20 protein-coding genes are annotated in these 25,683 nt (G+C 66.3%); 2 read left to right on the top strand and 18 right to left on the bottom strand.

Features of this window, described 5'->3' with window-relative positions; translation table 11 throughout:
* From LRX75_RS02630 to LRX75_RS02615, 4 genes are all read right to left on the bottom strand, one after another.
* The gene (locus LRX75_RS02630; protein ID WP_231811649.1) at positions 1-888 is read right to left on the bottom strand and encodes a carbohydrate ABC transporter permease; all 888 of its coding nucleotides are present in this window, start codon (positions 886-888) and stop codon (positions 1-3) included.
* A gap of 127 nt (positions 889-1,015) precedes the next feature.
* Positions 1,016-2,557, bottom strand: coding sequence for a glycerol-3-phosphate dehydrogenase (gene glpD, locus LRX75_RS02625; protein WP_231811647.1), 1,542 nt, complete (start codon positions 2,555-2,557; stop codon positions 1,016-1,018).
* On the bottom strand, positions 2,554-3,366 hold the full coding sequence (locus LRX75_RS02620; protein WP_231811645.1) for an HAD family hydrolase: 813 nt from the start codon (positions 3,364-3,366) through the stop codon (positions 2,554-2,556). Before LRX75_RS02620 ends, glpD begins: the two co-directional genes overlap by 4 nt.
* A 4-nt stretch (positions 3,367-3,370) precedes the next feature.
* Positions 3,371-4,720 (bottom strand): sn-glycerol-1-phosphate dehydrogenase, encoded by a 1,350-nt coding sequence (locus tag LRX75_RS02615; protein WP_231811643.1) that lies wholly within the window; start codon positions 4,718-4,720, stop codon positions 3,371-3,373.
* 110 nt (positions 4,721-4,830) lie between these two features.
* On the opposite strand from LRX75_RS02615, the gene LRX75_RS02610 reads away from it, so the two are divergent.
* Complete coding sequence (locus tag LRX75_RS02610; protein ID WP_231811642.1) at positions 4,831-5,829, top strand: sugar-binding transcriptional regulator; 999 nt, start codon at positions 4,831-4,833, stop codon at positions 5,827-5,829.
* 157 nt (positions 5,830-5,986) lie between these two features.
* Positions 5,987-7,489, top strand: coding sequence for a xylulokinase (locus LRX75_RS02605; protein WP_231811641.1), 1,503 nt, complete (start codon positions 5,987-5,989; stop codon positions 7,487-7,489).
* Positions 7,490-7,571: 82 nt separating this feature from the next.
* On the opposite strand, the gene LRX75_RS02600 is transcribed toward LRX75_RS02605, so the two are convergent.
* From LRX75_RS02600 to LRX75_RS02535, 14 genes are all read right to left on the bottom strand, one after another.
* Positions 7,572-8,372, bottom strand: a complete 801-nt coding sequence (locus tag LRX75_RS02600) for an ABC transporter permease (protein ID WP_231811639.1) — start codon at positions 8,370-8,372, stop codon at positions 7,572-7,574.
* Positions 8,369-9,226: an ABC transporter permease gene (locus LRX75_RS02595; protein WP_231811638.1), complete on the bottom strand. Its 858-nt coding sequence runs from the start codon at positions 9,224-9,226 to the stop codon at positions 8,369-8,371. Before LRX75_RS02595 ends, LRX75_RS02600 begins: the two co-directional genes overlap by 4 nt.
* Before the next feature lie 81 nt (positions 9,227-9,307).
* On the bottom strand, positions 9,308-10,480 hold the full coding sequence (locus tag LRX75_RS02590; protein WP_231811636.1) for an ABC transporter substrate-binding protein: 1,173 nt from the start codon (positions 10,478-10,480) through the stop codon (positions 9,308-9,310).
* Positions 10,481-10,511: 31 nt separating this feature from the next.
* The gene (locus LRX75_RS02585) at positions 10,512-11,597 is read right to left on the bottom strand and encodes an ABC transporter ATP-binding protein (RefSeq protein WP_231811635.1); all 1,086 of its coding nucleotides are present in this window, start codon (positions 11,595-11,597) and stop codon (positions 10,512-10,514) included.
* Positions 11,598-13,661, bottom strand: coding sequence for a hydantoinase/oxoprolinase family protein (locus tag LRX75_RS02580; protein WP_231811634.1), 2,064 nt, complete (start codon positions 13,659-13,661; stop codon positions 11,598-11,600).
* A complete protein-coding gene (locus LRX75_RS02575; protein ID WP_231811633.1) occupies positions 13,658-15,346 on the bottom strand; it encodes a hydantoinase B/oxoprolinase family protein in 1,689 nt (562 codons plus the stop codon). The genes LRX75_RS02580 and LRX75_RS02575 overlap by 4 nt, the downstream gene beginning before the upstream one ends.
* 118 nt (positions 15,347-15,464) lie before the next feature.
* The gene (locus LRX75_RS02570; RefSeq protein WP_231811632.1) at positions 15,465-18,023 is read right to left on the bottom strand and encodes a LuxR C-terminal-related transcriptional regulator; all 2,559 of its coding nucleotides are present in this window, start codon (positions 18,021-18,023) and stop codon (positions 15,465-15,467) included.
* Between the two features lie 247 nt (positions 18,024-18,270).
* The gene (locus tag LRX75_RS02565; protein ID WP_231811631.1) at positions 18,271-19,353 is read right to left on the bottom strand and encodes a DUF917 domain-containing protein; all 1,083 of its coding nucleotides are present in this window, start codon (positions 19,351-19,353) and stop codon (positions 18,271-18,273) included.
* Positions 19,350-20,468, bottom strand: coding sequence for a DUF917 domain-containing protein (locus tag LRX75_RS02560; protein ID WP_231811630.1), 1,119 nt, complete (start codon positions 20,466-20,468; stop codon positions 19,350-19,352). The genes LRX75_RS02565 and LRX75_RS02560 overlap by 4 nt, the downstream gene beginning before the upstream one ends.
* Positions 20,458-22,005, bottom strand: a complete 1,548-nt coding sequence (locus LRX75_RS02555) for a hydantoinase/oxoprolinase family protein (RefSeq protein ID WP_231811629.1) — start codon at positions 22,003-22,005, stop codon at positions 20,458-20,460. Before LRX75_RS02555 ends, LRX75_RS02560 begins: the two co-directional genes overlap by 11 nt.
* Before the next feature lie 18 nt (positions 22,006-22,023).
* A complete protein-coding gene (locus tag LRX75_RS02550; protein WP_231811628.1) occupies positions 22,024-22,905 on the bottom strand; it encodes an ATP-binding cassette domain-containing protein in 882 nt (293 codons plus the stop codon).
* On the bottom strand, positions 22,902-23,747 hold the full coding sequence (locus LRX75_RS02545) for an ABC transporter ATP-binding protein (protein ID WP_231811627.1): 846 nt from the start codon (positions 23,745-23,747) through the stop codon (positions 22,902-22,904). Before LRX75_RS02545 ends, LRX75_RS02550 begins: the two co-directional genes overlap by 4 nt.
* On the bottom strand, positions 23,744-24,631 hold the full coding sequence (locus tag LRX75_RS02540) for an ABC transporter permease (protein WP_231811626.1): 888 nt from the start codon (positions 24,629-24,631) through the stop codon (positions 23,744-23,746). The genes LRX75_RS02545 and LRX75_RS02540 overlap by 4 nt, the downstream gene beginning before the upstream one ends.
* Positions 24,631-25,653: an ABC transporter permease gene (locus tag LRX75_RS02535; protein WP_231811625.1), complete on the bottom strand. Its 1,023-nt coding sequence runs from the start codon at positions 25,651-25,653 to the stop codon at positions 24,631-24,633. Before LRX75_RS02535 ends, LRX75_RS02540 begins: the two co-directional genes overlap by 1 nt.
* Between the last annotated feature and the right edge of the window lie 30 nt (positions 25,654-25,683).

The raw sequence follows: 25,683 nt of genomic DNA, 5'->3' as shown, positions 1-25,683 counted from the left end.
TTACCACCTGACCTTGGCGACGCGGATGAAAAGGTTGGCCATGACCATGACGATCACGAGGCTCGTCAGGCTCAGCGTCGCGCCATAGCCCCATTTCAGGAACGAGAATGTCTGCTGCCAGGCATAGAGGCTGACCGTATAGGTCGCGGTTCCCGGCCCGCCCGAGGTCATGACGAAGACGTAGTCGAACACCCGGAACAGATCGATGCCACGCAAGAGGACGGCGACCGCGATGACCCGCGACATCATCGGCAGGGTCAGCCGGCGGAACATCTGGAACGAGGACGCCCCGTCGATCGATGCGGCCTCGTAGGGCTCGGCCGGCAGCGAGCGCAGGCCCGCCATGAAGATCAGCACCATGAAGGGCGTCCACTGCCAGATTTCCGCCACGAGCACGCCGAGAAGGGCAAGGGACGACGTGCCGAGGATCGGCGTCGATTTGTCGAGCAGGCCGAGCTGGCCGAGGAAATAGGAGAGCACGCCGAACTGGGAGTCTTCCATCAGCAGGAACATCATGCCGGCGATGGCGGGCGGGATGACCAGCGTCATCGACAGGATGGCGCGGAGTGCCGCAAATCCGGGCAGTTCGGCATCCAGCAGCATCGCGACGGACATGCCGAGGATGATCTCGACCGTGAGCGCGATGAAGAAATAGAGAAAGGTGACGCCGAGCGCGCCCCAGAACCGGCCGTCATTGACCAGCTGCACCCAGTTGGCCATGCCGACATATTTCAGCACTCTCTGCTTGGGCACGAATTCGTGGAAGCTGAGCCAGATGTTGTAGATCAGCGGATAGACGGTGAAGACCACCAGCAGCGCGACGAGCGGCAGCAGCCATGGCCACGGCGAATCCGAGATCGCGATGCGTTTCACCTGTGCAATGGACATTGCGCTTCATTCCTCCCAGATTTCCGGACGCAAACCGCGCCGCAGGCTCGTCCCGTGTCCGGCACCGCTCTCTCCCAACGGTGCCTGACGCTGCCTTCCGACCGGCCGAGGCCGATCGCCGTTTACGCTAGCCGCTGGCCGCAGCCTTCGGAGCTCCTGTCTGCCGGCGCCTTTCCGCCATGAAGCTGTCGAGCGCATCGATTTCGCCTAGCGTCATGCGCAGCCCGGATTTCGTGCGCCGCCAGACGATGTCGGCCGCAGCCCGCGCATATTCCCGGTCCATCAGAAACATCACCTCGCGTTCCGTCAGGGAGCCGCCGAAGTCGCGGCCGAGATCCTCGCGGCGGCGCGCCGTGCCGAGAATGTCGCGCGCCTCCAGCCCGTAATGCCGCACGAGACGCTGCGCCTCGCGTTCCGACAGGAAGCCGTATGTCTGCCGCAGATCGCGCGCCACGTCGCCGGCCGTGCCGACGGGAAAATCGCCGCCCGGCAGCGCCCGCGTCGCCGTCCAGCCGCGCCTGGTCACCGTATCGGGAAACAGGACGGCGAGCTTGTCCAGCGCGTCTTCGGCAAGGCAGCGATAGGTGGTGATCTTGCCGCCGAAGACGGACAGGAGCGGTGCCCGGCCGGGGCCGTGGTCGAGCGACAACACGTAATCGCGCGTCGTTTCCTGGGCATTTGCCGCCCCGTCGTCATAGAGCGAGCGCACGCCGGAATAGGTCCAGACGACGTCGTCCTCGGTCACAGCGCGTTGGAAATAGGACGAGATCGCCTTGACGAGATAGGTGATCTCCGCCGGCGTGGCCTTCACGTCTTTCGGGTCGCCGCGATAGTCTTGGTCGGTCGTGCCAATCAGTGTGAAATCGTCTTCATAGGGAATGGCGAAGATGATACGGCCGTCCGGGTTCTGGAAGATGTAGCAGCGGTCGTGGTCGTAGAGCTTCGGCACGACGATGTGCGAGCCCTGCACCAGCCGCGCCCGCCCGGCGGCGTTGACGCCGGCGACGCCGGAGAGAAAGCTGTCGACCCAGGGGCCGGCGGCATTGACTACGGCACGGGCGCGCACCTCGCTGCGATAGCCGGTCTCCTCGTCCTGAAGCGTCAGGTGCCACTGATCGGCCTTCCGCCGCGCCGCGGTGCAGGACGTCCGCACGCGGATATCGGCGCCGTTTGCCGCGGCGTCCCGGGCGTTCAGCACGACGAGACGATTGTCCTGCACCCAGCAATCCGAATATTCGAACCCGATGCCGGAGACGTCGCGCAAGGGACGCCCGACCGGATCGCTGCGCAGGCGGCGCGTGACCGTCGCCGGCAGGCGCTTGCGGCCGCCGAGATGATCATAGAGGAAGAGCCCGAGCCGCAGCAGCCAGGCCGGCCGCAGGCCCTTGCGGTGCGGTAGCACGAAGCGGAGCGGCCAGATAATGTGCGGCGCGATCGCCCACAGACGCTCGCGTTCGGCCAGCGCATGGCGCACCAGCCTGAATTCGTAATGTTCCAGATAGCGAAGACCGCCATGGATGAGCTTGGTCGAGGCCGACGATGTCGCCGCGCCGAGGTCCGACCGCTCGACCAGCAGCACCTTGAGGCCCCGGCCGGCCGCATCCCGCGCGATGCCGGCCCCGTTGATGCCGCCGCCGACGACGACGAGATCGAACAGCGGGGCGCTCATGCCGCATCCCTCCGGGGGCCGGCGTTCAGAAGATGGTTGGCCACTTCGACGAAGCCGTAGCCGCCACGCGCCGCCGTGACATAGGTCGGGTTCGCCTCCATGCGGCCTTCGAACTGCAGTACGTTGGCGACCCCGCAGGCATGCGGGAAGAAGCCGAACATCGGAGCGTCGTTCGGGCTGTCGCCGACGAAAACGATTGCCTCCTGCTCCCGGTCGATATCGATGCCGAGAATGTCGGTTGCGAAACGACGGGCCATGGTCAGCTTGTCGTAGCTGCCGTACCAGCCGTTCACATGGATCGAGGACACCTTGGCGACGGCGCCTTCCTCCTCGAAGATGCTCTTGATCCGGTCCACATCCGACACGGCGAGCGCCGGGATGTCCTCGCAGAAATCGATGGCGAGGTCAGCCTCGCGGTAGAGCTGATCGGCGGACAGGGCCGACCCCGGCACCTCGCGCAGGATCCGCTGCTTGATGTGCTGCAGTCTTTCCCGGTCGCTCGCGCGCTGCTGGTCGGCGACGGCGAAAACGCGGTGCATCCGCCGCAACGCCTCGTCATAGGCGAAATAGAAGGCCCCGTTCTCCCCGACCACCCCGGCGACGGGCCACATCCGGGCGATCATGTCGCACCATCCGGCCGGCCGGCCGGTGATGGGGGCGACCGCGATGCCGGCTGCCGTCAGCCGCTCCAGCGCCTCATAGGCGCAGGCGGGCAGCCGGCCCTCGTTCGTCAGCGTGTCGTCGATATCGGCAAACAGCACCTTGATCCGTGCAGCCGCCTCGATGGGCATGTCCAGGATCGGTCGCATCGGCTCATGCCTCCCCGGCCGCAAAGTCCTCGAGAATGCCGGCATCCGCCGCCACGTCGAGAAAGGAGTAGCGGTTGCGCATTTCGCGGCTGTGGATCACGGCCTCGCGATAGCGGGCAACGGGAAGGCCGAGATCCCGAGACGTCATCGGGCCGCCGGCATCCGACAGCAGCTTCTCCATGTCCGCGACCGGCAGCGCGAAGGCGTTGAGTTCGGCCCGCAGGGTCGGCCAGATCTCGGCGAACGTCTCGTTGATGCGCGCCGCACCGCGCTCGTCGAAGATCTTGCCCTTCAACTCCTCGAAACACTGTGCGGCGATGTCCGGCCCCATGCGCCGGGCCATGTCGATCGGGTTGATCCGCGTCGGGTGGATGAACGGTGCCGTCTCGCTGTCGAGGAAATGCCGCTGCAGACGGGCCATCGTCAGCGTGGCGACGCCGACCTGCTGCCCGTGCAGCGTGCCGGGATGATCGGCACCGGCAAAGCAGTCGATGTAGTGGGAGATCTGGTGCTCGCCCATGGAGCCGTGGTTGGACATGCCGGTGAACGAGACGCCGAGGCCGCAGAGCGTGAGAACGCGGTGGAGATAGCCGTTCGCGGCGATATCGCCGGTGGCGATCCCCGCCGCACGCGCGTTCAGCTCCACCTCGTCCTCCTCCTGGATGATGTACGGGACGGCGGAATAGAGCGTGGAGAGCAGCCGGTGCGACATCCACCAGTCGACCTGCGCGACCGAGCGTACCAGGCAATCGGCGAAGCCCGAGGCCGAGAGGTGCCGCGGCGCGCGGGCGCTGACGCCGAGATCGACGAAGAAGCCGGCCGGTCCCTGCGAGGGCAGGGAGACCTTGAGGCCGCTGTCGAGCGTCATCGATGCCGTGGTCGAGGTGTAGCCGTTCATCGAGGCGGCCGTGCCGAACACGGCATAGCGCTTTCCGGCCTTGGCCGTGACGAACTTGCAGAGATCGTTGATCGTGCCCGACCCGACCGCGATGACGGCATCCGCGCCGTGCAGTGTCCGGCCCAGATCTTCCGCATTCGCCATGTCCGCATGGGGGTGGTCGAGCACCACGGTCTCCACCGGCCCGAGAGACCGCAGCGCTCCCGCCACGCGGGCCCCCATCGCATCCCATGTGTTCGTATCGGCCACCACCGTGAAGCGCTCGCCGAGCCCGAGACCGGCGACGAGATCGGCTTCCTGACCGTCGAGACTCTCCTCGATGACGATGGACTCGTAGGGAACGCGGGCGAGCTTGCCCGTCTCGGGGTTCGTCCACTTGCCCTCGACGATCTCGTCGATCAGCGCGGTCCAGTTCGGGCGCGTCGTCTGCGCCGTTCGCGTCGCTTCAAGTTCCATGACTGTCGGGGCCTCCTCGCCTTTCGGTCAAATGACAACAGGATGTGGCATATGTCAATACACAAGACAGAGGAAGTTGACAAATGACAGGAACGGCGTCAGATAACCCCATGGCCAAGGCAAAGACGTCAGAACGGATCGATCTGGAAAAGGGGGCGCTCGTCCCCACGGAATTCGACGACTCCATCATGTGGGCGGCCTGGCTCTACTATGCCGACCAGATGACGCAGAGCGAGATCGCCAAGCGGCTGAACGTCTCCCGCGCGACGATCGTCAACTATCTGCAGGAGGCCCGCGAGCGCGGCATCGTCTCCGTCAACATCCATCCGAAGGCAGGCAACCGCACGAGCATCGCCCGCGCCTTGATGGAGACGTTCGATCTCGCCGGGGCTTTCGTCATTCCGGATGGCGACGATCTGGCGCTCACGCGGCGTCTGGGCGATGCCGGGGCGCGCGTTCTGGCAGATCAGGTGGAAGACGGCGACACGATCGGCGTTGCCTGGGGGCGCACGGTGCTGGCCGTGGCCGACCAGATCTCGCTGACCCGGCCGGTGCGCGATCTCACGGTCGTGCAGGTCTCGGGAAGCTCCACCGGCGAGGCCGATTTTTCGCCGGAACTGTGTACGTCGCTGCTGTCCAACCGCATCCACGCCCGCTGCGTCAACCTGCTGGCGCCGGCCGTGTTGTCGACCAAGGCGCTGAAGGCCATGCTTCTGGCCGAGCCCGTGCTGCGCAAGCAGATGGACCTCGTGCACTCGGCCAACCGGATCCTCTTCGGCGTCGGCGATATCGGGCCGAAGAGCACGGTGCGCCAGGCGGGCATCGCCGAGCCGGAGGAGATCGACGATTATGTGGCGCGGGGGGCGACGGCCGTGATCATCGGCCGCTTCATCGACGCCCATGGCGGGGCGGTCGGCGGTCCGCATGAAGAGCGCATCGTCGGCATCACGCTGGACGAACTGAAGAACGTGCCGAGCCGCATCTGCGTGGCGGGCGGTCCCTCGAAGATCAGGGCGATCACTGCCACGCTGGAGGCGGGATACGTTACCCATTTCATCACCGACATGGCGACCGCCGAGGCGCTGATCGCTGCGGCCGCCCCCGATTGAGCGCGAGGCCGACCGGATGGCCGGATCGGGACGATTGAAAATGTAAGTGAGGACTCATACAAGGGATGTGCGCAGGCCGGTGGAGGAGCTCCGGTGTGCGCAGGTGCGCTCGATCCCGTCGAGCCCCGGCATCCCGCTGCACAGGGAGGAGCAGTGCATGCACGACCGCGAGCGTTTCGTCATCGGAATCGATTCGTCCACCCAGTCCGTCAAGGCGATGGCCTGGACGTCCGACGGGCGCTGCCACGCGGAAGGTCGCGCGCCGCTGGCGATCAGCACGCCGGATTCCCTGCGCGCCGAACAGAATGCCGACGACTGGTGGACGGCGGCCTGCACCGCCCTGCAATCCCTGATGCGGCAGGTGAACCCGGACCTCATCGACGGCATCGCCATCTCCAACCAGCGCGAGACCATGGTTCTGCTCGATGCCGACGACCGGCCGCTGGCGCCGGCGACCCTCTGGCTCGACCGGCGCGCCCACGAACTCGTGTCGGTGCTGGCGGACGAGCTCGGTACCGGCAGGCTGCATGCGATTTCCGGCAAGCCGGTCGACGTCATCCCCTGCGTCTACCGGCTGCGCTATCTGCGCGAACACGATCCGGCGCTTCTCGATCGAGCCGCCCGCATTCTCAGCGTCCATGATTTCCTGACGCTGAAGCTGACCGGCACGGCCTCGGCCAGCTGGACGAGCGCCGATCCGTTCGGCATCCTCGACATCGCGCGCAAGACCTGGTCGCGCGAGATCCTCGATCACCTGGAGATTCCCGTCGAGAAGCTGCCGTCCCTCCACGCCCCGGGGTCGGCGATCGGTCAGATCACCGCATCGGCGGCGGCCGTCACGGGTCTGCGGCCGGGAACGCCGGTCTTTGCCGGCGGCGGCGATGGCAACTGCGCGGGCCTCGGGGTCAACGCGATCCAGCAGGGCGCGGTCTATCTCAATCTCGGCACGGCCGTCGTCGGCGGTCTGTGGTCGCCCACGCCCGAACTCAGCAATTACTGGCGCACGCTGGTCTCGCCGAGCGGCGAGGGCTATCTGCTCGAAAGCTGCCAGCGCGGCGGCGCCTATTTCTTCAACTGGCTGCTGGATGCGTTCGCCGGCGGGCGCGGCGATCCCGGCGTGTTCGAGCGGCTCGAATCCGAAGCGATCCGGCTGCCGGTCGGCTCAAACGGCGTGACCGTCTGCTCCTATCTCGTCGGCTGCATGGACCCGCACTGGGACGATACGGCGCGCGCGACCTTTTCCGGCATGGGACCGGACACGGGGATCGGCCATCTCTACCGCGCCTCGATGGAGGCGATCACGCTCGAATTCGCGCGCTCGCTCGCCAAGATGCGGGAAAGCGGCGCAAAGGCCGACCGCCTCTTCGTCATCGGCGGCGGTGCCGAAAGCCGGCTCTGGCGCAAGATGGTGGCCGATGCCACCGGCCTGCCCGTCATCCGCAGCCTTTCCAACGAGGCCTCGGCGCTCGGCGCCGGCATGTCGGCGGCCGTCGGCGCCGGCTGGTACGACGGCTTCAAGGGCGCCGCCGACGCCATGACCCGGCTTGCCGAGGAAATCCCGCCCGATCCGACGGCCCGGCCTCTCTGGGACGATCTATCGGAGCGGCAGGGACGGCTCTATCGCGCGACGCGGCAGGAGACGGCACCGGTTCCGGCCTAGCGGGGAAGAGGGAACGCCAGGGTTTCGCCGGAGGTGACGGGGGACGAGGACCTCGCCGCCGCCAGACGCGGCGTCATCTCCGTCAGGACAGGCGCCGCTTGCCCAGAAGATTGTACAGTGCCAGTGCCGCGACGGTGAGGACCGAGACGATGAAGATGGCGCCGGACATGGCATAGATGACGGGGGAGGCGCCGGAGTTCATCTTGCTGAAGAGCACGACGGGAAGGGTGTTCTGCCGTCCGGCGAGATAGAAGGCACGCGTGAACTCGTTCAGCGACAGCAGGAACGAGAAGATGAAGGCACTGACGAGGCCGGGGCGGATGAGCGGCAGCGTGATATCGACGAACTGCCGCCACCGGCTGGCGCCGAGATCGGCCGCCGCGAGCAGGGCGGTCTGCCGCACCGCCGCAAAGCTTGTCAGGATGACGATGAAGGCGAATGGCATGGCCCAGAGCAGGTGGCCCGATATGACCGTGATCATCGAGGCCTTTACGCCGAGCCGGGTGAAGACGGCCGAGAGTGCCAGCCCCTGGACCACGCCGGGCACGAACATGGGCAGGAGGACCGCAAGAAACCACGTTGTTCGCCCGAGCCGCAGCTCGACATAGCCGAGCGCGGCCAGAAGCGACAGAAAGGTTGCGAGGACGGCCGTCACGAACGCGATCAGAAACGATTGCTGGAGCGCGCCGATCAGGGCCTTTTCCTGTGGCAGCGCCATGTACCAGTCGAGGCTGAGCGCCGACAGGCTGGGCAGGCCCGGCTGAAGTGCCGGGTTGAACGAGATCGCGAGCAGATAGAGCGGCGGCGCGTAGATCACCAGCAGGCCGAGAACGGCGATGACCCAGAGGACGATGCGGTTGCCGAGACCTTCGTGAACGGTCATCGTTCCTCCTCCCCGAACAGGGATGCGAGCCCGAAGGCGGCGTTGCCGATCAGCACGAGCGCGAAAATGACGACGAGGACGATCGTGGAGATCGCAAAGGCGAGCGGGTAGTTCGCCACCCGCATGACGTCGTTGATCATGACGGAGACGATGGAGGCGCCGGCGCCGCCCAGCATCTGCACCTCGGTGGACGAGCCGGCGGCCATGACGAAGACGAACAGGAAGCCGGCAAAGACGCCGGACATGGTCAGAGGCACGAGAACCGTGACGACGGCACGCCAGAAACCGGCGCCGAGATCCTGCGCGGCGGCCAACAGGTCGGGCGAGACGCGCTTGAAGGCGAGGACGAGCGGGAAGACGGCGAAGGGAAGGTAGGAGGCGACCAGGCCGACCACGACGGCGAAGTTGCTGAACAGCAGCCAGTCCACCGGGGCCTGCGTCAGGCCGAGCTGCTGGAGCGTCGTGTTGACGATGCCGGTTCGCCCGAGGACCAGCCGCCAGGAAAAGGCGCGTATCAGGTAGGACGTGAAGAAGGGGATGGTGATGAGCGCCAGAAGCACGGTCTGCAGGCGCGGCCCGCTGAGGAAATGAACGGCATAGGCAATGGGAAAGGCGAGCACCACGCACAAGGCGGCCGTTCCCGCGGCCTTGAGCAGGGTCGAGACGATCACCGTCCAGCGACCCGCCTCGAGGATCGCGCCGTATCCGGCAAGGCTCAGATCCGGCTTGATCCAGTAGGTGGCAGGATCCCAGGTCCAGAAACTCCAGACGAGCACCAGCGCCAGCGGCACGACGCCGAGCAGGAGGATGGCAAGGAGCGGCGACGCGATGAGGGCGAGGGGGCGACGGTTCATGGACAGGATCCGGTTGACGGCGCCGGCGGCAAGGATTGCCGCTGGCCTTCTTTCAAGATCTGGAAGCCCGGCTTCACACGATCAGGCATTCCGCAGCTTCTGCCACCATTCCTCGTAAAGCTGGAAATTGTCCGGCCGAGCGTTCTGCCAGAAGACCTTGCCGGCAAACTTCGCCTTGACGTGCTCGGCCAGCTTTTCGACCTCTTCGGGTGCATATTCCGTCGGGTGGGCCTTCGCGTAGTCGAGGTTCTTGTCGGTCGGCACGATATAGCCGCGGGCCTTGCCGAGTTCGCAACCGTAGAAACCGCCGAGCAGCCCGTCGACGAAGCGGTGCGCCGACTCGGCGGTTCCCCGGTCTTCGGCGCCCTTCAGCAGCACTGTGTTGTTGCCCCAGCCCTCATAGCCTTCGACGGGCGCGGCATATTCCACCTGAAGGCCCCGCTTGCGGCCTTCGTAGACGATCGGTTCCCAGCCGGTCATGGCATCGACTTCCTCGTCGGCGACGAGCTGCACGCCCTGTTCCCAGCCGTTCCAGAAAGTGCGGAACTGTCCGTCGGTTTTGTGCTTGATCAGGAATTCCATGACGAGGCCGAGTTCGGACTCCGACAGGTTTCCCGGGTCCTTGATCGGCTGGTTCTCGCTTTCCTTCAGATACATGGCGGTGAAGATGGCGCTGTTGATCCAGGCATCCTCCATGGCCACGCGGCCCTTCAGCTTCGGGTCGAAGATAGCGCCGTAGCTGTCGATCTTGCCGAGCTTGTCGGGCCGGTAGATGATCGAGTCTGCATTGATGACGGTGGGAATGCCGTACTGTTTGCCGTCCTGCTTGAGATAGGCTATGTCCTTGGCCCAGGACCACACGCTGTCGTAGTTCGGAATCTTCGAGAGGTCCCACGGAACGATGGCACCCTGACGGGCGAGTTCCTTTTCCGCGCCGCCCTGGAAACCGCCGACGTCGAAGAGATCGTTGGCGTTCCCCGCGGCAAGGCGGGCGATGACGGGGCCGAGATCGTTGCCGTTGTCGGTGAACTCGGGTGCGATGCCGGCCTGGATCGCGAACTCCGGCCACTTGTCGGCGATATCGAGCGTCGCGGTTGCCCAGAAGGCGACGGTTCCCGCCTCCTGTGCAAAGGCGCGCTGCCCAAGCCCGAGGCCGCCGGCTGCCAGAGCCGTGCCCCCGAGGCCCATGAGTTTCAGGATCTGGCGCCGGCCGATATTGCTGGCGCATGCGGAAGGCACTGGACGTCTCGTCATAGTCTTTCCCCTTTTGTTGACCCCCGGCGCGTTACGCGGCCGGCGGCATTCCCGAACCCGATAGAAGCATGGCGGCATCCGGAAGAAGCGAGAGCGGGACGGGCGTGCCCGTGGTCACCCTCGCCGCAGGACTGTCGCTGGAGACGACGGCCACAAGGCTCTGACCGTCTGCGAATGCGAGGCGCACATCCGTCTGCAGCCCGCGAAACGTGGTCTCCGTCACCGTCAGGACGAGATCCGCGGTGTCGATCGTCTCCGCAATGCACAGCCTGTCCGGCCGAATGGCGACGAGGCTGTCGGCGTCGGCGCTTGCCACCGGCGAGCGGAGCCGCAGGGACTGGCCGCCGACGATGGCGTGGGGACCGTCCTCCCGCATCTCGATGCGCTCCGGCCTGAGCAGCGTCTCGATGCCGACGAAGCGGGCCACGAAGCTGTTGGCGGGACGCTCGAAAAATTGCGCCGGCGCGTCCAGCTGCTCGATCCGGCCCTTGTGCATGATGGCCATGCGATCCGACAGGCTCAGCGCCTCGTCCTGATTGTGCGTCACGAGAATGAAGGTGGCGCCGGTTCGCCGGTGGAGGCGGCCGAACTCGTCGCGCATCTGCTGGCGCAGGCGCTCGTCGAGGCCTGTCAGCGGCTCGTCAAGCAGGAGGATGCCCGGTTCCATGACCAGAGCGCGCGCAAGCGCCACCCGCTGGCGCTGGCCACCCGACATCATGCCGATCGCGCGCGGGCCGAAACCGGGAAGCTCGACCAGATCCAGCGCATCCTCGACCTTCGCCTTGAGCGCGGCTCCGGAGAGACCGCGCAGCTTCAGGCCGTAACCGACGTTCTGCGCCACCGTCATGTGCGGGAAGAGCGCGAGACTTTGAAAGACGGTGTTCACGGGCCGCTTGTTGGCGGGCACGTCGATCACGTCGCGGCCGTCGAAGAGGATACGGCCTTGGGTCGGGCGATCGAACCCGCCGATGAGCTTCAGCAGCGTGCTCTTTCCGCAGCCGGAGGAGCCGAGAAGCGTGAAGAATTCGCCCGCCTTGATGGAGAGATCGATGCCGTCCAGCGCCTTGATGGGGCCGTAGGCGCGGGTCACGGACTGTATGTCGATTGCGATCGCCATCTAGCGGGCTCCCCGGTCGGCTTCGCGAATGACCATGATGCCGTTTTCGGTCAGGCTCAGCAGCTGGCCGGGCTGAACGAGGCTGGTGGTCGTCGCCTCCTCGACCAGAAGCGGCCCCAAGATATCCTGCGCGATCGGCAGGGCGAGGCGATCGCAGACGGGGCAGGGCAGCCACCCGGTCTCCTTGCCGAAATAGACCCGGCGTTCGCCCTTCGCCGCCGCATCGAGCGTTCGCCCGGCCGGGCTCTGCACGGGCAGCGTGATGACCGGGCCTTCGAGGACGGCTTCGAGATGCATCGTCGTGATCTCCACCGGCGTCGTCGTCAGACGGAAGGCATAGGCGCGTTCATGCGCTGCATGCAGCCGTTCGGAGAAGCTTTCCACCGTGTCCCTGGCGGAAAAGCCCACGAACACGCCGTGTTCCTGACCGCGATAGCGCGCCTCGACCTGATAGAGAAAGCGGATCGGGACGTCCTCGTCCTTGGCGAAGTAGGTCGCAGCTTCCTTTTCGAGGCCGGAGAAGCGCTCTGCGAGGGCTGCAAGAGCCTCGTGCGACAGCGGCGCGAACCAGGTCGACCGGAAATCCGCCCGCGGCTCGGCGGCCAGCATGCCCCAGGCGGAGAAGATGCCGGAATGCGGCGGTACGATCGTCGCTTTGACGGCGAGATCCCGGCCGAGGCGGCTGGCCAAGGCCGGGCCGGCGCCGCCGCTGATGATGAAGACGGAATCGCGCGGGTCGTGGCCGCGCTGGACCGTGACCAGCTTCAGGGCATTGATCATGCTGGCATGCGCGATCTCGATGATGGCCAGTGCGGCATCCTCGATCGACATGGCGAGCGGCCCGGCGATGGATGCGATCGCCTCTGACGCCTTGGCGACGTCGAGGCGCATCGTCCCGCCGGCAAAACTGTCCGGGTCGAAGATGCCGATGGCAACGAGCGCATCGGTCAGCGTCGGCCGGGCGCCGCCACGGCCGTAACAGGCGGGGCCCGGGGAAGAGCCGGCGCTTTCCGGGCCCACGCGCAGGCGCCCCTGTGTGTCGATGCGGGCAATGGAGCCGCCGCCCGATCCGATCTCCACGATATCGACCACCGGCACCTGCACCGGATGTCCGGGGGCGATGCGGGTATGTTCGAGCTTGTAATCGACGTTCAGCGTCGGGCGCCCCTCATGGATCAGCGAGCACTTCGCCGTCGTGCCGCCGACATCGAGGTGCAGCACCTCGCTCTCGCCCAAGATGCGCCCGATGCAGGCCGCCCCCGCCACGCCGCCGGCCGGTCCGGATTCGACCAGCGTCAGCGGGCGGGCGGTCGCCTGATCGAATGTGGAGATGCCGCCGTTCGACTGCATGGCGTAATAGGGACAGGTCAGATCGCGTGCCATCAGGGCGCGCTCCAGCCGCTCGAAATAGCGCTGAATGATCGGCTGAACATAGGCGTTGAGCACGACGGTGTTTGACCGCTCGTATTCGCGCCACTGCCGCGACACGGCGTGGCTTGCGCACACCGTCGCCTCCGGCAGGGCCGCGGCCAGAAGGCGGGCGCAGATCTCCTCATGGAGAGGGTTCGCATAGCTGTGGAGGAAGAGGATGGCGACGGCCTCGATCCGCTCGGCCCTGCAGGCCGCGATGATTGGCGCAAGGTCCGCTTCCTCGAAGGGCAGAACCACGGTCCCGCCGGCGTCCATCCGTTCGCGGACCTCGAAACGCAGGTGACGCGGGACGAAGGGCTCGGGGCTCTTGAACTGGAGGTTATAGAGGTCCGGCCGGTTGCCGCGCCCGATCTCCAGCACGTCGCGAAACCCGGCGGTGGTGACCAGCGCGGTTCGCACGCCCTTGCGTTCCGTGATCGCGTTGATCACGGTGGTGCCGCCATGGGCGAAGAACGTGACGTCGCGGGTGGCAAGCCCGTCGGCGGCCTCGGATGCGGAGATCGCGTTGAGAACACCTTCCGATTGATCGTGCGTCGTCGTCAGGCTCTTGGCGGTGAAAAGCCGGCCGTTGCGCTCGTCGTATCCGACCAGATCGGTGAAGGTCCCGCCGACATCCGTTGCCAGTCTGATCATGATGCCGTTTCCTCGTAGCCGTACACGTCCAGCGCGACCGCGCGCGCCACCAGTCCGTCGCGCACGTCCTGCGCGATCCTCGATGCTTCGCGCCGTTTCGGATCTCCCCAGCCGCCGCCGCCGCCGGTGACGATCCGCACGATATCGTGGCGCGCGAGATCGAGATGCGCGACGCGGCCGTGGACGTCGAGGCCTCCGGCGTGCCGTTCGATCTCGAGCCGGTTCGCGGTTCCCGCTGCACCGCCATCGACGCCCCAGGGGAGGGTTTTCGTCCGGCCGAAACTGGCATAGGCGGAGGCTTCCGTCGAAAGCACCTCGTATTCCCGGATGATGCCGAAACCGCCGCGCCGTCGCCCGGCGCCGGTGCCGCCCTCGACGTTCAGTGCGTAGCGCCGGACCCGCAGCGGAAAGCGGGCCTCGATGACCTCGACGGAATAATTGTAGGTGTCGCCATCCGTCAGCGCGATCAGCGCGCCGGCGCCGTCCTCGTCCGGCGTCGCGCCCCATCCGCCATGTTGCGGCTCGATGTGGATGAAGGGCGCGCCGGTGTCGTCCCGGCCGGAAATGTAGACGACGCAGAGGCTGGAATAGGACCCGGCGGAGAACCGCCCGGGCTTGAGCGGCGCCAGCGCCTTCCAGAGCAGCTCCGACGCGTGCACCGAACCCTCGTAGTACCAGCCGGTCGGCGAGGGCTTTTCCGCGGTGAACACCGTGCCCGGCGGACAGAGGACGTCGAGGGGGCGGAACCATCCTTCGTTGGACGGCGCCTGAGGGTCTATGAGGGCCTTGACGATGGTCTTGACGGCGGATTGCAGGGCGCCGCGCGCGCAGTTGATCGGTCCGGCAACGGCAGGCGGGCAGCCGGTGAAATCGGCGATGATGCGATCGGCCGCAATGGTGATCGTGACCGTGACATCGATCGGTGCATCGGTGACGCCATCGCCGTCGATCACGTCCGTTGCCGTGTACACGCCGTCGGGCAGGGCGAGGATCGCCGCGCGCGCACTGGCTTCGCTGGTGGCCAGAAGATGCGCGAACGCGGCCTTGACCACGTCGGCGCCATACTTGGCCGCAAGCTCCGCCATCCGACGACCGGCGACACGAACGGTGGCGATCTGCGCGTTGAGATCGCCAAGGGCAATCTGCGGCATGCGGACATTGGCGGCGAGGATGTGCAGGATCTCGTCGCAGAACGCATCGGCCCGCATCACTTTCACGCCGGGAAGCCGCAGGCCCTCCTGAAAGACCGAGGTGGCATCGGGTGCAAGGCTGCCGGGAACGGAGCCGCCGACATCGAGATAGTGCGCGACGTTGATCGCATAGGCCAGGATCTCCCCATCGACGAAGAGCGGCTTGACGATCGCGAAGTCGCAGGCATGCGTGCCCCCGGCATAGGGATCGTTCGTCAGAAGCACGTCGCCATCGGCAAGACGCCCGCCGAACTGCGCGATCAGCGCCTTGACCTGCACGCCGAACGTGCCCGTGAAGAGCGTGATGCCGTTCATCTGCGCCACGAGTTCGCCATCGGCGGTCAGAAGACCGCAGGCGAAATCAAGCACTTCGTAGATGACGGGGCTCATGCTCGTGCGGGCCATGACGATGCCCATCTCATCCACGGTGGCAACGAGCTTGCCCTCGATGATTTCCTGCGTCACCGGATCGATGATGGTCTGCCCGGACGGCATGTGGACCCCCTTGGTTCGTCAAAGGCAGCGTAGGAGAGGAGCGCGGCGTGGCATAGCCTGCCAGACGGGTGGGGTGGGGCCGGCGATACCTGCCCGAACGGGTGGGAAGCCCTGAGTGTCAGGGCAGCAGGCCGGCCGTCCGCGCGGCTGCCGCTGCCGCCGTGCGGGTCGTCACGCCGAACTTGGCGTAGATGTTTCGCAGGTGAAACTTGACCGTATTGTCGCTGAGGGATAGTCGCCGGCCAATATCCTTGTTCCCGAGGCCTTCGCTCAGAAGCTGCATCACCGCCTGCTCGCGCTCCGTCAGGCCACCTGTCTTCGGGACGATCGCGGACGGCGAGCCGGCCGTCTGCAACAGGCGCTGCAGCACGACCTGCGGCACGGGTGCCGCGTGGGCAAGCGCGAGGATCCCGTCCATGAAAGCGGGTCCCTCAGACAGGAGGACGGCGCGATAGTCCGTCACGGGCAGGCCGAGCACGAGATCCGACAGCCGGCTGGCGGCCATCGCGGTATCGCCGGCGGCCATGGCCAGCCGGATGCCGAGGAGACGCAGCTCGATCTGCCGGACAACATGCGGCTTGCGGGCCTGGCTCGTCTCCAGCCTTGAGAGGAGATCGCGCGCGACCTCCAGCCGCCCCTCTGCCAGATGCATCCGCACCCAGAGAAGCGCGGGCACCGTTCCCCGAAGCCGCAGGGAGAGGTCGTTCACCTGGTCCGCCCGGGCCGCTTTCTCGCCGAACCCGGTTGCCTCGGCATAGCGCGCGGCCTCCGCAAGGTCGCCCGAGGCGATGAGCAGTGCGACGCGCTCCCCGTCGATCATGCGGACGAGACGGTCGAAGCCGCGTCGCCCCGCGGTCGCCCGCGCCCGGTCCATGGCGGCATGCGCACCGATCCTGTCGCCGGACAGGATGAGAACGCGCTGCTGCGCCAGCAGTCCGGCGGCCAGCGGGTCGAGCCAGGTATCATGGCGTTCGACATGCGGCAGCGCCCAGGCAAGCGCTTGACCCGCCTCGGCGATATCGCCCCGCATCGACAGGACCTCGCATTTCAGCACATGGCCGACCGCATCGAAATCGCTGCCGCGGCCGATATGTGCGGCCACCTCGGCGATCAGCCGGTCATAGGCCTCCTCCGCCGAGGTCATGTCGCCGCGGAAGAAGGATGCCTGGCCGATATGGGTGTAGAGGTGCAGGGCTCCGAAATCCGCACCGCCATCCCGAAACGCCTGCATGGCCAGATTGCCGTAATGCAACGCGCGATCGAGATCCGTGCGGATCAGGAAATTGTAGGACAGCATGTTGAGCGACAGCGCACGATGCACGAGCTCCCGACCGGAGGCGCGGCCAAGATCGCGCTCGAGTTCGCCGAGGTCCGCGCTGCTGACCCAGCGGTCGGTGTAGAGGGAAACGAGCACCCGGACGACCCGAAGCGCACTCGACAGCGCCTCGTCCGCGGCGTCGGCGCTCCGGGAGGCGATCTCGAGATAATAGTCCGCCGCGTCGAGCTGCGCCGCCTTGGCGCTGACGACGGCCAGACCGAGCGTGGTCAGGGGATAGGCCGCAAGATCGATCTGCGCGGCTTCGTCCGACAGCTTGCGGAACAGGGCGGCACCGCCGCGGCTGGTCGTGTAGACCCGCCGCCAGCCTCCGGCCGCCTCGATGATCTCGGCCGCAAGCGCCGGCGCTCGGGCGGCGAAGGCATGCTCGACGGCGGCCTCCAGATCACCTTCTCCGGCAAACCAGCGCGCGGCGCGGGCGAGGATCGCGGCACTGTCGATGCCGAGACGCGCGGCCTCTTCCTTCAGGAACGCCGTGAGCACCGGATGCAGGCGGAGCCAGCGTCCCTCGTCATCGAGCACCGCGATGGGCAGGGCCTGATCGCGTAGGGACGCGAAAGCGCCGGCGGTCGTCTCGTCGCACAGCGTCGAAACAAGGTCGCGGTGTATGGCGGGCAGGGAGGAGGTTTCGAGGAGCAGCCGCTGAAGCGGAGTCGAGAGGCCGGAAAAGACCTGCTCCGACAGATAGAGCCCCATATCGCCGCTGCGGTCCTTGAACGCGGACAGGATCGCCGGACTGTCGGCGCCGGTCTCCTCCAGAAGCATCCGCATCATCTGCAGGGCGACCGGCCAGCCTTCCGCCCGCTGGTTGAGGCTCTTCAGCTGCGGGACGCTCAGCGCGGCATCGCTGCCGCCGAAGAAGGCCTGCGCCTCGTCGTCGGAAAATCCAAGCTCGGCAAGCCCGATCTGCCGGACATCCCCGGCAAGGCGCAGTGCGGATGTGGGAAACCGCGGCGCGCTGCGGGACACGAGCACGAACCGGATATGCCCGATATCGTCATGCGACAGCAGCCGCGCGATCAGCGCCTCTGTGCCATCGGTCTGGGACGCATGATAATCGTCGAGAAACAGGGTCGTTTCCGGCGGAACGCGCTGCAGGCGCGTGACGAGCACGGAGAGAAGCGTGGCGACGGACATGGAGCCGGCATCGACCGGCTTTGCCGGATGGTCGAGCGCATGGTCCAGCGCCTCGATCAGGGCCAGCAGAAACCGGCTCTGGTCGCCATCATCCGGCCCGAGCGAAACCCATGCCGCGTTTACGCCCTGCGCCAGAAGCGCGTGATACCATTGTGCGGCCAGCGACGTCTTGCCGTATCCGGCCGGTGCCAGAAGGACCGTCAACCGTCGCTGGCCGGGCAGTGACAGAAGATCGAGAAGCCGGGGGCGTGCGACCTTCCCCGCGATCGACGGCGGTCGAAAACGGGCTTGCCGGCGAAGCGACGATGGTGGCAGCACGGCTCTCGGCATTTTTCCCAGGCATGAGCGACGGCTCGCAACAGGTGCGAGCCGAACGATCTTATGGCCTTGAAGCCCGTTTGGAAACCCGGCCGGTTGCGGCCGACGGTACGGTCATGACCCTGTCATCCGCTCAATGTGCGTCGCACGGAATGTAATCCGTATCATAGCCGAAATAGCGGGGACCGACGAGGGCGATGCCGGCGTCTGTCTTCCACTGCGGGTTGCAGGGAAAGGCGAGGGCGACGAGGCGCAGGCCGTAGCGCAGCGAGTCGGCCGTGACCGGATTGCCGCTTTCGGCCTCCAGCAGCGTGATGAGATCCGGGGTGGTGCAGACAATCTCGCCGTTGCGCTCGGCCATCAGAAACTCGTTCTGGAAGTCGAGGCGGAACGTCTGCCCCTTCCAGTCCTCCACGCCGTCGAACCGCGCCGTCCCCCGGGCAAAGCCGCCGATCGTGCGGCGGTCGATGTCGGTCAGGCGGCCATGGAAGAGGACGGATGCGCCGAGCTTTCCGGCGATCGCGCCCACCGGATCGCCATTCGAAAGCCGGCTTTCCCGCAGCTCAAGGCCAAGATTGGCGCAGAGCGACAGCGTGCCGCGAACGACGCAGGCCTTGGCTTGTGCGCCGCTCATCGGGTAGAAGGCGAGAAGTGCCGATCCGCCCATCTCGACGGTCGCGGCGCGCGCCAGCCGCTCCGTCCAGGCATTGCTGACCGTCTCGAGCACGAGGGCGTTGCCCTTGTCGTCGCAGAGAACCATGGGTGTGGCGGAGATGCCGTGCAGGGTGAAGGTCACCATCTGCAGCTCCGGATAGGCTCGTCCCATGCCATCGCCATCGACCAGCGGCAGGCCCGCGGCGGCGGCCACCACAAAGGGCGTCGTGGAATTGACGCCGCCCGCTTCGCCGCACAGCACGGCATCGATCTTGCGGCCGAGGAGCTGTTCCAGCTTGCGAAAGGCGGTGAGAAGCTCGTCACCCTGCGGCAGCTTTTCCGTCATCACGGTCGGTGCGCCCATCATGCAGACGGGAACGACGAGGGCGTCGTCGGCAAGCTCGCCGACGTCGATCAGCTCGACCGGGCCGTGCTTGCGAATGGCTTCCTTCGCCATCAGCTTGCCCACATAGGGATCGCCGCCGCCGCCCGTGCCGAGAATGGCGCCGCCGATGGCGATGTCATCGAGATCTTCGGCATAGATCGTTCTCAGGATATTCATGCACGCCGCTCCCCGCCTTGCGCGTTGCTGTAGACCATCGGCTCGAAGGTCAGTTCCGGATAGCCGAAGGCCTTGGGACCGACGATCTCCAGCGCGCGTGGCGTCTTCATGAGGTCGTGCACCGGCAGGCCGATGACCGCGATGCGCTGGCCGTAGCGCAGGACTTCGGTGGTCAGGGGCTCGCCGGTGTCGAGTTCCAGATTGATGATGAGGTCCGGCACCATGGCGACGGCGACGCCGTCCACCCAGAGGACGAGGTTTTCATTCTGGATCGCGATCCGTGCCTCGGAGCCCGTCCAGGTTCCGATGCCTGCCAGCAGCGCCTCGCCCCTGGCGAAACCGCCGGCCAGTTCGCGGCGGATGTCAGTGATCTTGCCGGTGAAGAACAGCGTTGCGCCCGTCGCCTCGACAACGCGCTCCACGACGTTCTGACGCCTGGAGCGGGCATCCAGAATGGTGCGCCCGATCTCCAGCGCCTGTGTGACGGTTCCGGGCACGGAGGTCTGCTTGACGAAATCTCCGCGCATCGGGGCGACCGCGAAGCCGGCGCCGGCCCCCATGGCGACGGAGGCGTCGCGCGCGAAGCGCTCCAGCCAGAACATGTCGACCATCTGGCGGAAGACGACGACATTGCCCTTGTCGTCGGCGATGGCCGCCGGTGCCGCGGGTGCGCCATAGATCATATAGGTGGTCATCTGCACCTCCGGGAAGGCCCGGCCCATGCCGTCGCCATCGACGACGGGAAGCCCGGCCATGGCCGCTGCGATGATCGGCTCGATAGCGTTCGCACCGCCGATTTCGGCCGAGATCATTGCCGAGACGGTGACGCCTGCCGCTTCTTCGACGGCGCGCACCGCACGGTAGCACTCGCCGCCTTCCTCGATCTTCTCGACGCCGACGACCGGCGCGCCGATGCCGCCGCACTCCGCCACCCAAGCATCATCCGCCAGCGCTTCCAGCGGCAGCACGCGGACCTCTGCGCCCTTGCGCATCAGTTCGCGGGCACGCAGCATGCCGATATAGGGGTTGCCCCCGCCGCCGGTACCGAGCAGGGCGGCGCCCATGGACAGCGGCACGAGGTCCTCTTCCCTGAGGAGGTAGCCTTCAACCGGCATGGAGCTCTCCCACGGCCTTGACGCGGATACGCGTGGCATTGCCCGGCAGGTAGGCGAGGGGCACGTCCTCGACATCGACGATCTCGATGCTGTCGGGGGCGGCACCGGCGGCAATCGCCGCATCGACCGCCCGCTGCTTCGCGTCTTCGAGCGCCTTGTCGCGGCCAAGTTCGGCCAGCGCATAGACGCGGTCGATCTCGCCGGAGACCTGCGCAATCGCGGCACCGACGGCGTTTGCGACGCCGAAATGTGCGGGCTTGATGACCTCGAGGCCGCTGAGCGGACCGTCGACCAGAATGGAGCCGCCACCGACCACGATGACGGGCAGCGGATCCGGCGACAGGCGGGATTTCTCGACGCAGTCCTCCAGCATCGCGTGGATTTTTGTCTGCACGCGACCGATGAGATCCGGGGTGAGGTGGGCGACCTTGGCGGCATCGCCGAGCGAGGCACGGCCCGCCGCCACGGCCACATCCGTGGTGGTGAGCGTTTGCCCACCGAAGATCAGCGCCTCGGTCTTGATCCGGTAGCCGACGGACACCGGGCCGACCTTGATGCCGCTGTCCGTGTCCACGACATGCGACCCGCCGCCGAGTCCGATCGAGAACACGTCGGGCATGCGGAAATTGGTGCGTACGCCGCCGACCTCGACGGCGATCGTTGCCTGACGGGGAAAGCCCTTGTGCAGCGATCCGACATCCGAAGTCGTGCCGCCGATATCGACCACGATGGCGTCGCTGACACCGGAGAGAAACGCCGCGCCGCGCATGGAGTTCGTCGGTCCCGAAGCAAACGTCAGAACCGGGAATTTCTCGGCGAAGCTTGCATCCATCAGGGTGCCGTCGTTCTGTGTCAGGAAGAACTTTCCGGTGATGCCGGCCTCGCGGATGGCGTTGCGGAAGGCCTCGATGACATGGGCGGAGAGGTCGCGCAGGCAGGCATTCATGATGGCCGCATTTTCGCGCTCCAGAAGCCCGATGCGGCCGATATCACTCGAGAGCGTGATATGCACGCCGGGGATTTCCGCTTCGAAGATGGCGCCGGCACGGCGTTCGAAGTCGCTGGACACCGGCGAGAACACCGAGGTGATCGCGATGCTGCGAATGCCCTTGGAAGCGATATCGCGGGCGATGCCCTTCAGCTCATCCTCGTCGAGCGGCGAGATGACGCGGCCGTCGAACTCGTTGCCGCCATGGGCGAGATAGGTGTGGTTGCCGATCGACTGCTTCAGATCCTCCGGCCAGTCGACCATCGGCGGCAGCGAGGCCGTGGCGGGCAGGCCGAGGCGCACGGCCGCGGTCTGCGCGAGGTCGCGGCGCTGGACGACGGCATTGGTGAAATGGGTCGTGCCGATCATGACAAAATCGACGGCGGATGCCTCCATTCCGGACGCTGCCAGCACGTCGCGCAGCGCATTGACGACGCCGCTCATCACGTCGGCGGTCGTTGCGGATTTGACGCCGGCGATCACCTCCGGTCCGTTCATGACCACGGCGTCCGTATTGGTGCCGCCGACATCGATGCCTATCCTAATCATGGGCTTGAAACCTCATTGCTATGCCTGCCGATCCGCCGCTTGCCGCAGCGCGATCAGGTGTTCGGGTGTGGGGAGTTCGCCGTCGATCAGCGGGATGACGGGCCGGAGCGCTGCTTCCTCCGCCGAGATGACCGGCACGGAGGCGATCAGGAGACGCGTATAGTCGTGGGTCGGGTTCCCGAAGACGGCGTCCGACGTACCGCGTTCCACGACGGCGCCGCGATAAAGGATGCTGACCTCGCGTGCAAAATTGCGCATCAGGCTCAGATCGTGGGAAATGAACAGATAGGTCAGGCCCATCTGCCGGCCGAGATCGGCAAGCAGGTCCATGACCTTCGCCTGCACCGAGACGTCGAGCGCGGAGGTCGGTTCGTCCAGCACCAGCAGCTTCGGCTCGACGGCCAGCGCCCGGGCGATCGCCACGCGCTGCTTCTGCCCGCCGGAAAGCTCGTGCGGATATCGCTCGGCAAAGGCCGCGGGCAGCTGCACCATGTCGAGCAGCTTCGCGACACGGGCGCGGCGTTCGCCGCGCGGAAAGCCGTGCGCGTCCAGCGGGACCGCGATGGACTGGCCGACGGTGCGGCGGGGGTTGAGCGAGGAGCCGGGGTTCTGGAACACCATTTGCACGCGGCGGCCATGCGCCACGCCGTCCGAACGATCGTGAAGGCTGCGCCCGTCGATCAGGATCTCGCCGCTGTCGGGCGTTTCCAGCCCCATGATCATGCGGGCGATCGTGGATTTGCCCGATCCGCTCTCGCCGGCAAGGCCATAGACGTCGCCGGGTGCAATCGCCATCGAGACGTTGTCGACCGCCTGCAGCGCGCCGGTCTTGCGGCCGAAGGCGTTGCGGATCGGGAAGGCCTTGCAGAGGTTATTCAGCTCCAGCATCGGTCCGCTCATGATTGCACCTCGGCAGTTCCGAAGCGTCGTCCGCCGGTGAGGCGCGGAACGGCATCGATGAGGCTGCGGGTGTAGTCGTGCGCCGGAGTTTCGAAGATCGCAGCAGTCTCGCCCTTCTCGACGATGACACCCTTCTGCATGACGTAGACGGTGTTGCAGGTCTCGCGCACCACGCCCAGATTGTGGGTGATCATCAGGAGTGCGAGGCCCCGTGCCTCGACCAGGTCCCTTAAGAGTTTCAGGATCTGCGCCTGCGTGGTCACGTCCAGCGCCGTTCCCGGCTCGTCGGCGATCAAAAGGTCGGTCTCGCTCAGCAGCGCCATGGCGATCAGCACGCGCTGGCGCATGCCGCCGGAAAGCTCGATCGGATAGGCGCGCGCCACCCGCTCGGGGTCTCGCATGCGCACCTGTGCCAGCGTATCGTAGACCCTCTGCATCCGGTCTCTGGACGAGCGGGCGCGGCCGAGGCGCCGGTCGGCATATTTCAGGATCGTCGCCATCTGGTCGGCAATGGTGAAGACCGGATTGAGCGAACTCATCGGGTCCTGGAACACCATCGACATCGCCGTGCCACGCAGCTTGAGCCGATCCTTTTCCGGCATGGTCAGAAGATCCGCGCCGTCATAATAGATCGCGCCGGAGGTGATGCGGGCCGGCGGCTGGCGCAGGAGGCCCATGATGGCCTTCATCGTGACCGTCTTGCCGGATCCGCTTTCACCGACCAGCGCCACCTGCGAGCGCGCAGGCACATCGAGACTGACGCCGTGCAGCACGGGTACGGTCTGGCCATAGGTGGTGAAGGAGACCGAGAGGTTTTCGACGCGCAGGAGAGGGAAGCTCATCGGACCTCCTGCACGTCGAAGAGGTCGCGCAAGCCATCGCCAAGCAGGTTGAAGCCGAGCGCGACGAAGAGGATGGCAAGGCCCGGAAGCACCGACTCCCACCAGAAATCCGGCAGGAAGCCCGCGCCCTGCGCCACCATCGTGCCGAGATCGGGCGTGGGCGGCTGGATTCCGAGGCCGAGGAAGGAGAGCGACGCGCCGACCAGAATGACGAAGCCGCAATCGAGCGAGGTCTTGACGGCAATGGCGGACACGCAGTTCGGCAGGATCTCGCGGAAGAGAATGTGGAACTTGCTGGCGCCGAGCGTTTCCGCGGCCTCGATGAATTCCTGCGTGCGGATCTGTTTGGTGATCGCGTAGATCAGCCGCGTGTGCCAGGTCCACCAGAGCGCGGCGATGGCAAGCAGGGAATTGACGAGGTCGGGCGACAGAACGGCGGCGACGGCGAGCGCCATGACGAGCGGGGGAAGCGCCAGCGCGATGTCCGTTATGCGCATGATGACGGTCTCGACCCAGCCACCGAAATAGCCGGCGAGAAGGCCGAGGATCGTGCCGATGGGCACGGCGGTGCCGAGCACGACGAAGGCAAGCAGCAGCGAGATGCGCATGCCATAGATCGTGCGGGTGAAGATGTCGCGCCCGACATTGTCGGTGCCGAACCAGAAGGCAAGCGACGGCGGCTGGTGGCGGGCCCGGAAATTGACAACGGCGCCGACATGCTCCGGATAGGGCGTTATAAAGGGGGCGAGCAGCGCGGCAAAAATGCAGGTGAGGACGATGACGGCGCCGATCACGGCCGTCGGATTGCGCGAGAAGCGATACCAGTTCTGATAGGCATTCGAGAGGCGGCGTGCCTCTTCGGGAGCGATGGGCACTTGCGTCATCAGCGGCGCCCCCGGATGCGGATGCGTGGATCGACGATGCCGGTGAGAACGTCAATGACGAGGTTGGCGAGCACGAAGAATACGCCGGAGACGATGACGACGCCCATGATGGCGTTGAGATCTTTCTGCAGGATGGTGCGCACCCCGTAGGCGGCCATTCCGGGCCAGGAGAAGACCAGTTCCACCACGAAGGCGTTGCCGATCAGCGAGGCGAACTCGAGGCCGAGAATGGTCAGGGGCGGCACGAAGCTCGGGCGCAGCATGTATTTGAACACTCTGACACGCTCGGGGATGCCGAAGGCGCGACCGGCCTCCGCATAATCCTGGCTGGAGACGTCGATCATGGACGAGCGGGTGATGCGGGCGATCTGGCCCATCGTGGCGGCGGCCAGTGCGATCGACGGCAGCAGCAGATAGCGAAGCGCTTCGAGGAATACGTCCAACCGGCCGTGCAACAGCGCGTCGATGGTGATCAGGCCCGTGACGTCGGCCGAAAAAGCTAGTCCCGGCGGCAGGCGGCCGGTGGTGGGCAGGATATGCAGAACGTAACCGGCGAGAATTTGGAGGAGCAAAGCCAGAAAGAAGCTCGGCGTCACGGCGGAAAAGATCGCGATGATCCGCACCACATTATCCGGCCATCGGTCCTTGTAGCGCGCAGCGGCGACGCCCAGGGGCACGCCGAGCACGAAGGCGATGGTGATGGTCGAAAGCACGAGCTCGAAGGTCGCGGCGAAGGTCTGGCGGATATCGTTGGCCACCGGCTGCTCCGTCAGCAGCGACCGCCCGAGATCGCCGCGTGCGAGGCCCGCGACATAGATACCGTATTGCTGAACGAGCGGCTGGTTATACCCCAGCGTCTCGCGCAGCTGCTCGACCTGCTCGACGCTGGCTCGTGGTCCGAGCGCAAGCCGCACGGGGTCGCCCGGCATGGCGCGCGCGATGACGAAGATCACCACCGAGAGCCCGAGAAGGACCAGCAGCGACCATGCGACACGCCTGAGAAGGAAGAGCAGGAATTCCAAGCGTCCAGCCTTTTCGAAGGATTAAAGTGA

Origin of the sequence: Rhizobium quercicola, assembly GCF_021168455.1 — a bacterium.
In the GTDB taxonomy this organism is placed as follows: domain Bacteria; phylum Pseudomonadota; class Alphaproteobacteria; order Rhizobiales; family Rhizobiaceae; genus Ferranicluibacter; species Ferranicluibacter quercicola.
This window is presented reverse-complemented; position numbering and strand designations above follow the sequence as displayed.

Bases quoted from the DNA above. Each gene is read 5' to 3' on its own strand.
- LRX75_RS02620 (WP_231811645.1), bottom strand. From the start codon at position 3,366: ATGCGACCGATCCTGGACATGCCCATCGAGGCGGCTGCACGGATCAAG.
- LRX75_RS02630 (WP_231811649.1), bottom strand. From the start codon at position 888: ATGTCCATTGCACAGGTGAAACGCATCGCGATCTCGGATTCGCCGTGG.
- LRX75_RS02575 (WP_231811633.1), bottom strand. From the start codon at position 15,346: ATGCCGTCCGGGCAGACCATCATCGATCCGGTGACGCAGGAAATCATC.
- LRX75_RS02605 (WP_231811641.1), top strand. From the start codon at position 5,987: ATGCACGACCGCGAGCGTTTCGTCATCGGAATCGATTCGTCCACCCAG.
- LRX75_RS02610 (WP_231811642.1), top strand. From the start codon at position 4,831: ATGGCCAAGGCAAAGACGTCAGAACGGATCGATCTGGAAAAGGGGGCG.
- LRX75_RS02580 (WP_231811634.1), bottom strand. From the start codon at position 13,661: ATGATCAGACTGGCAACGGATGTCGGCGGGACCTTCACCGATCTGGTC.
- LRX75_RS02555 (WP_231811629.1), bottom strand. From the start codon at position 22,005: ATGATTAGGATAGGCATCGATGTCGGCGGCACCAATACGGACGCCGTG.
- LRX75_RS02540 (WP_231811626.1), bottom strand. From the start codon at position 24,631: ATGACGCAAGTGCCCATCGCTCCCGAAGAGGCACGCCGCCTCTCGAAT.
- LRX75_RS02560 (WP_231811630.1), bottom strand. From the start codon at position 20,468: ATGCCGGTTGAAGGCTACCTCCTCAGGGAAGAGGACCTCGTGCCGCTG.
- LRX75_RS02615 (WP_231811643.1), bottom strand. From the start codon at position 4,720: ATGGAACTTGAAGCGACGCGAACGGCGCAGACGACGCGCCCGAACTGG.
- LRX75_RS02565 (WP_231811631.1), bottom strand. From the start codon at position 19,353: ATGAATATCCTGAGAACGATCTATGCCGAAGATCTCGATGACATCGCC.
- glpD (WP_231811647.1), bottom strand. From the start codon at position 2,557: ATGAGCGCCCCGCTGTTCGATCTCGTCGTCGTCGGCGGCGGCATCAAC.
- LRX75_RS02545 (WP_231811627.1), bottom strand. From the start codon at position 23,747: ATGAGCTTCCCTCTCCTGCGCGTCGAAAACCTCTCGGTCTCCTTCACC.
- LRX75_RS02590 (WP_231811636.1), bottom strand. From the start codon at position 10,480: ATGACGAGACGTCCAGTGCCTTCCGCATGCGCCAGCAATATCGGCCGG.
- LRX75_RS02600 (WP_231811639.1), bottom strand. From the start codon at position 8,372: ATGACCGTTCACGAAGGTCTCGGCAACCGCATCGTCCTCTGGGTCATC.
- LRX75_RS02595 (WP_231811638.1), bottom strand. From the start codon at position 9,226: ATGAACCGTCGCCCCCTCGCCCTCATCGCGTCGCCGCTCCTTGCCATC.
- LRX75_RS02550 (WP_231811628.1), bottom strand. From the start codon at position 22,905: ATGAGCGGACCGATGCTGGAGCTGAATAACCTCTGCAAGGCCTTCCCG.
- LRX75_RS02585 (WP_231811635.1), bottom strand. From the start codon at position 11,597: ATGGCGATCGCAATCGACATACAGTCCGTGACCCGCGCCTACGGCCCC.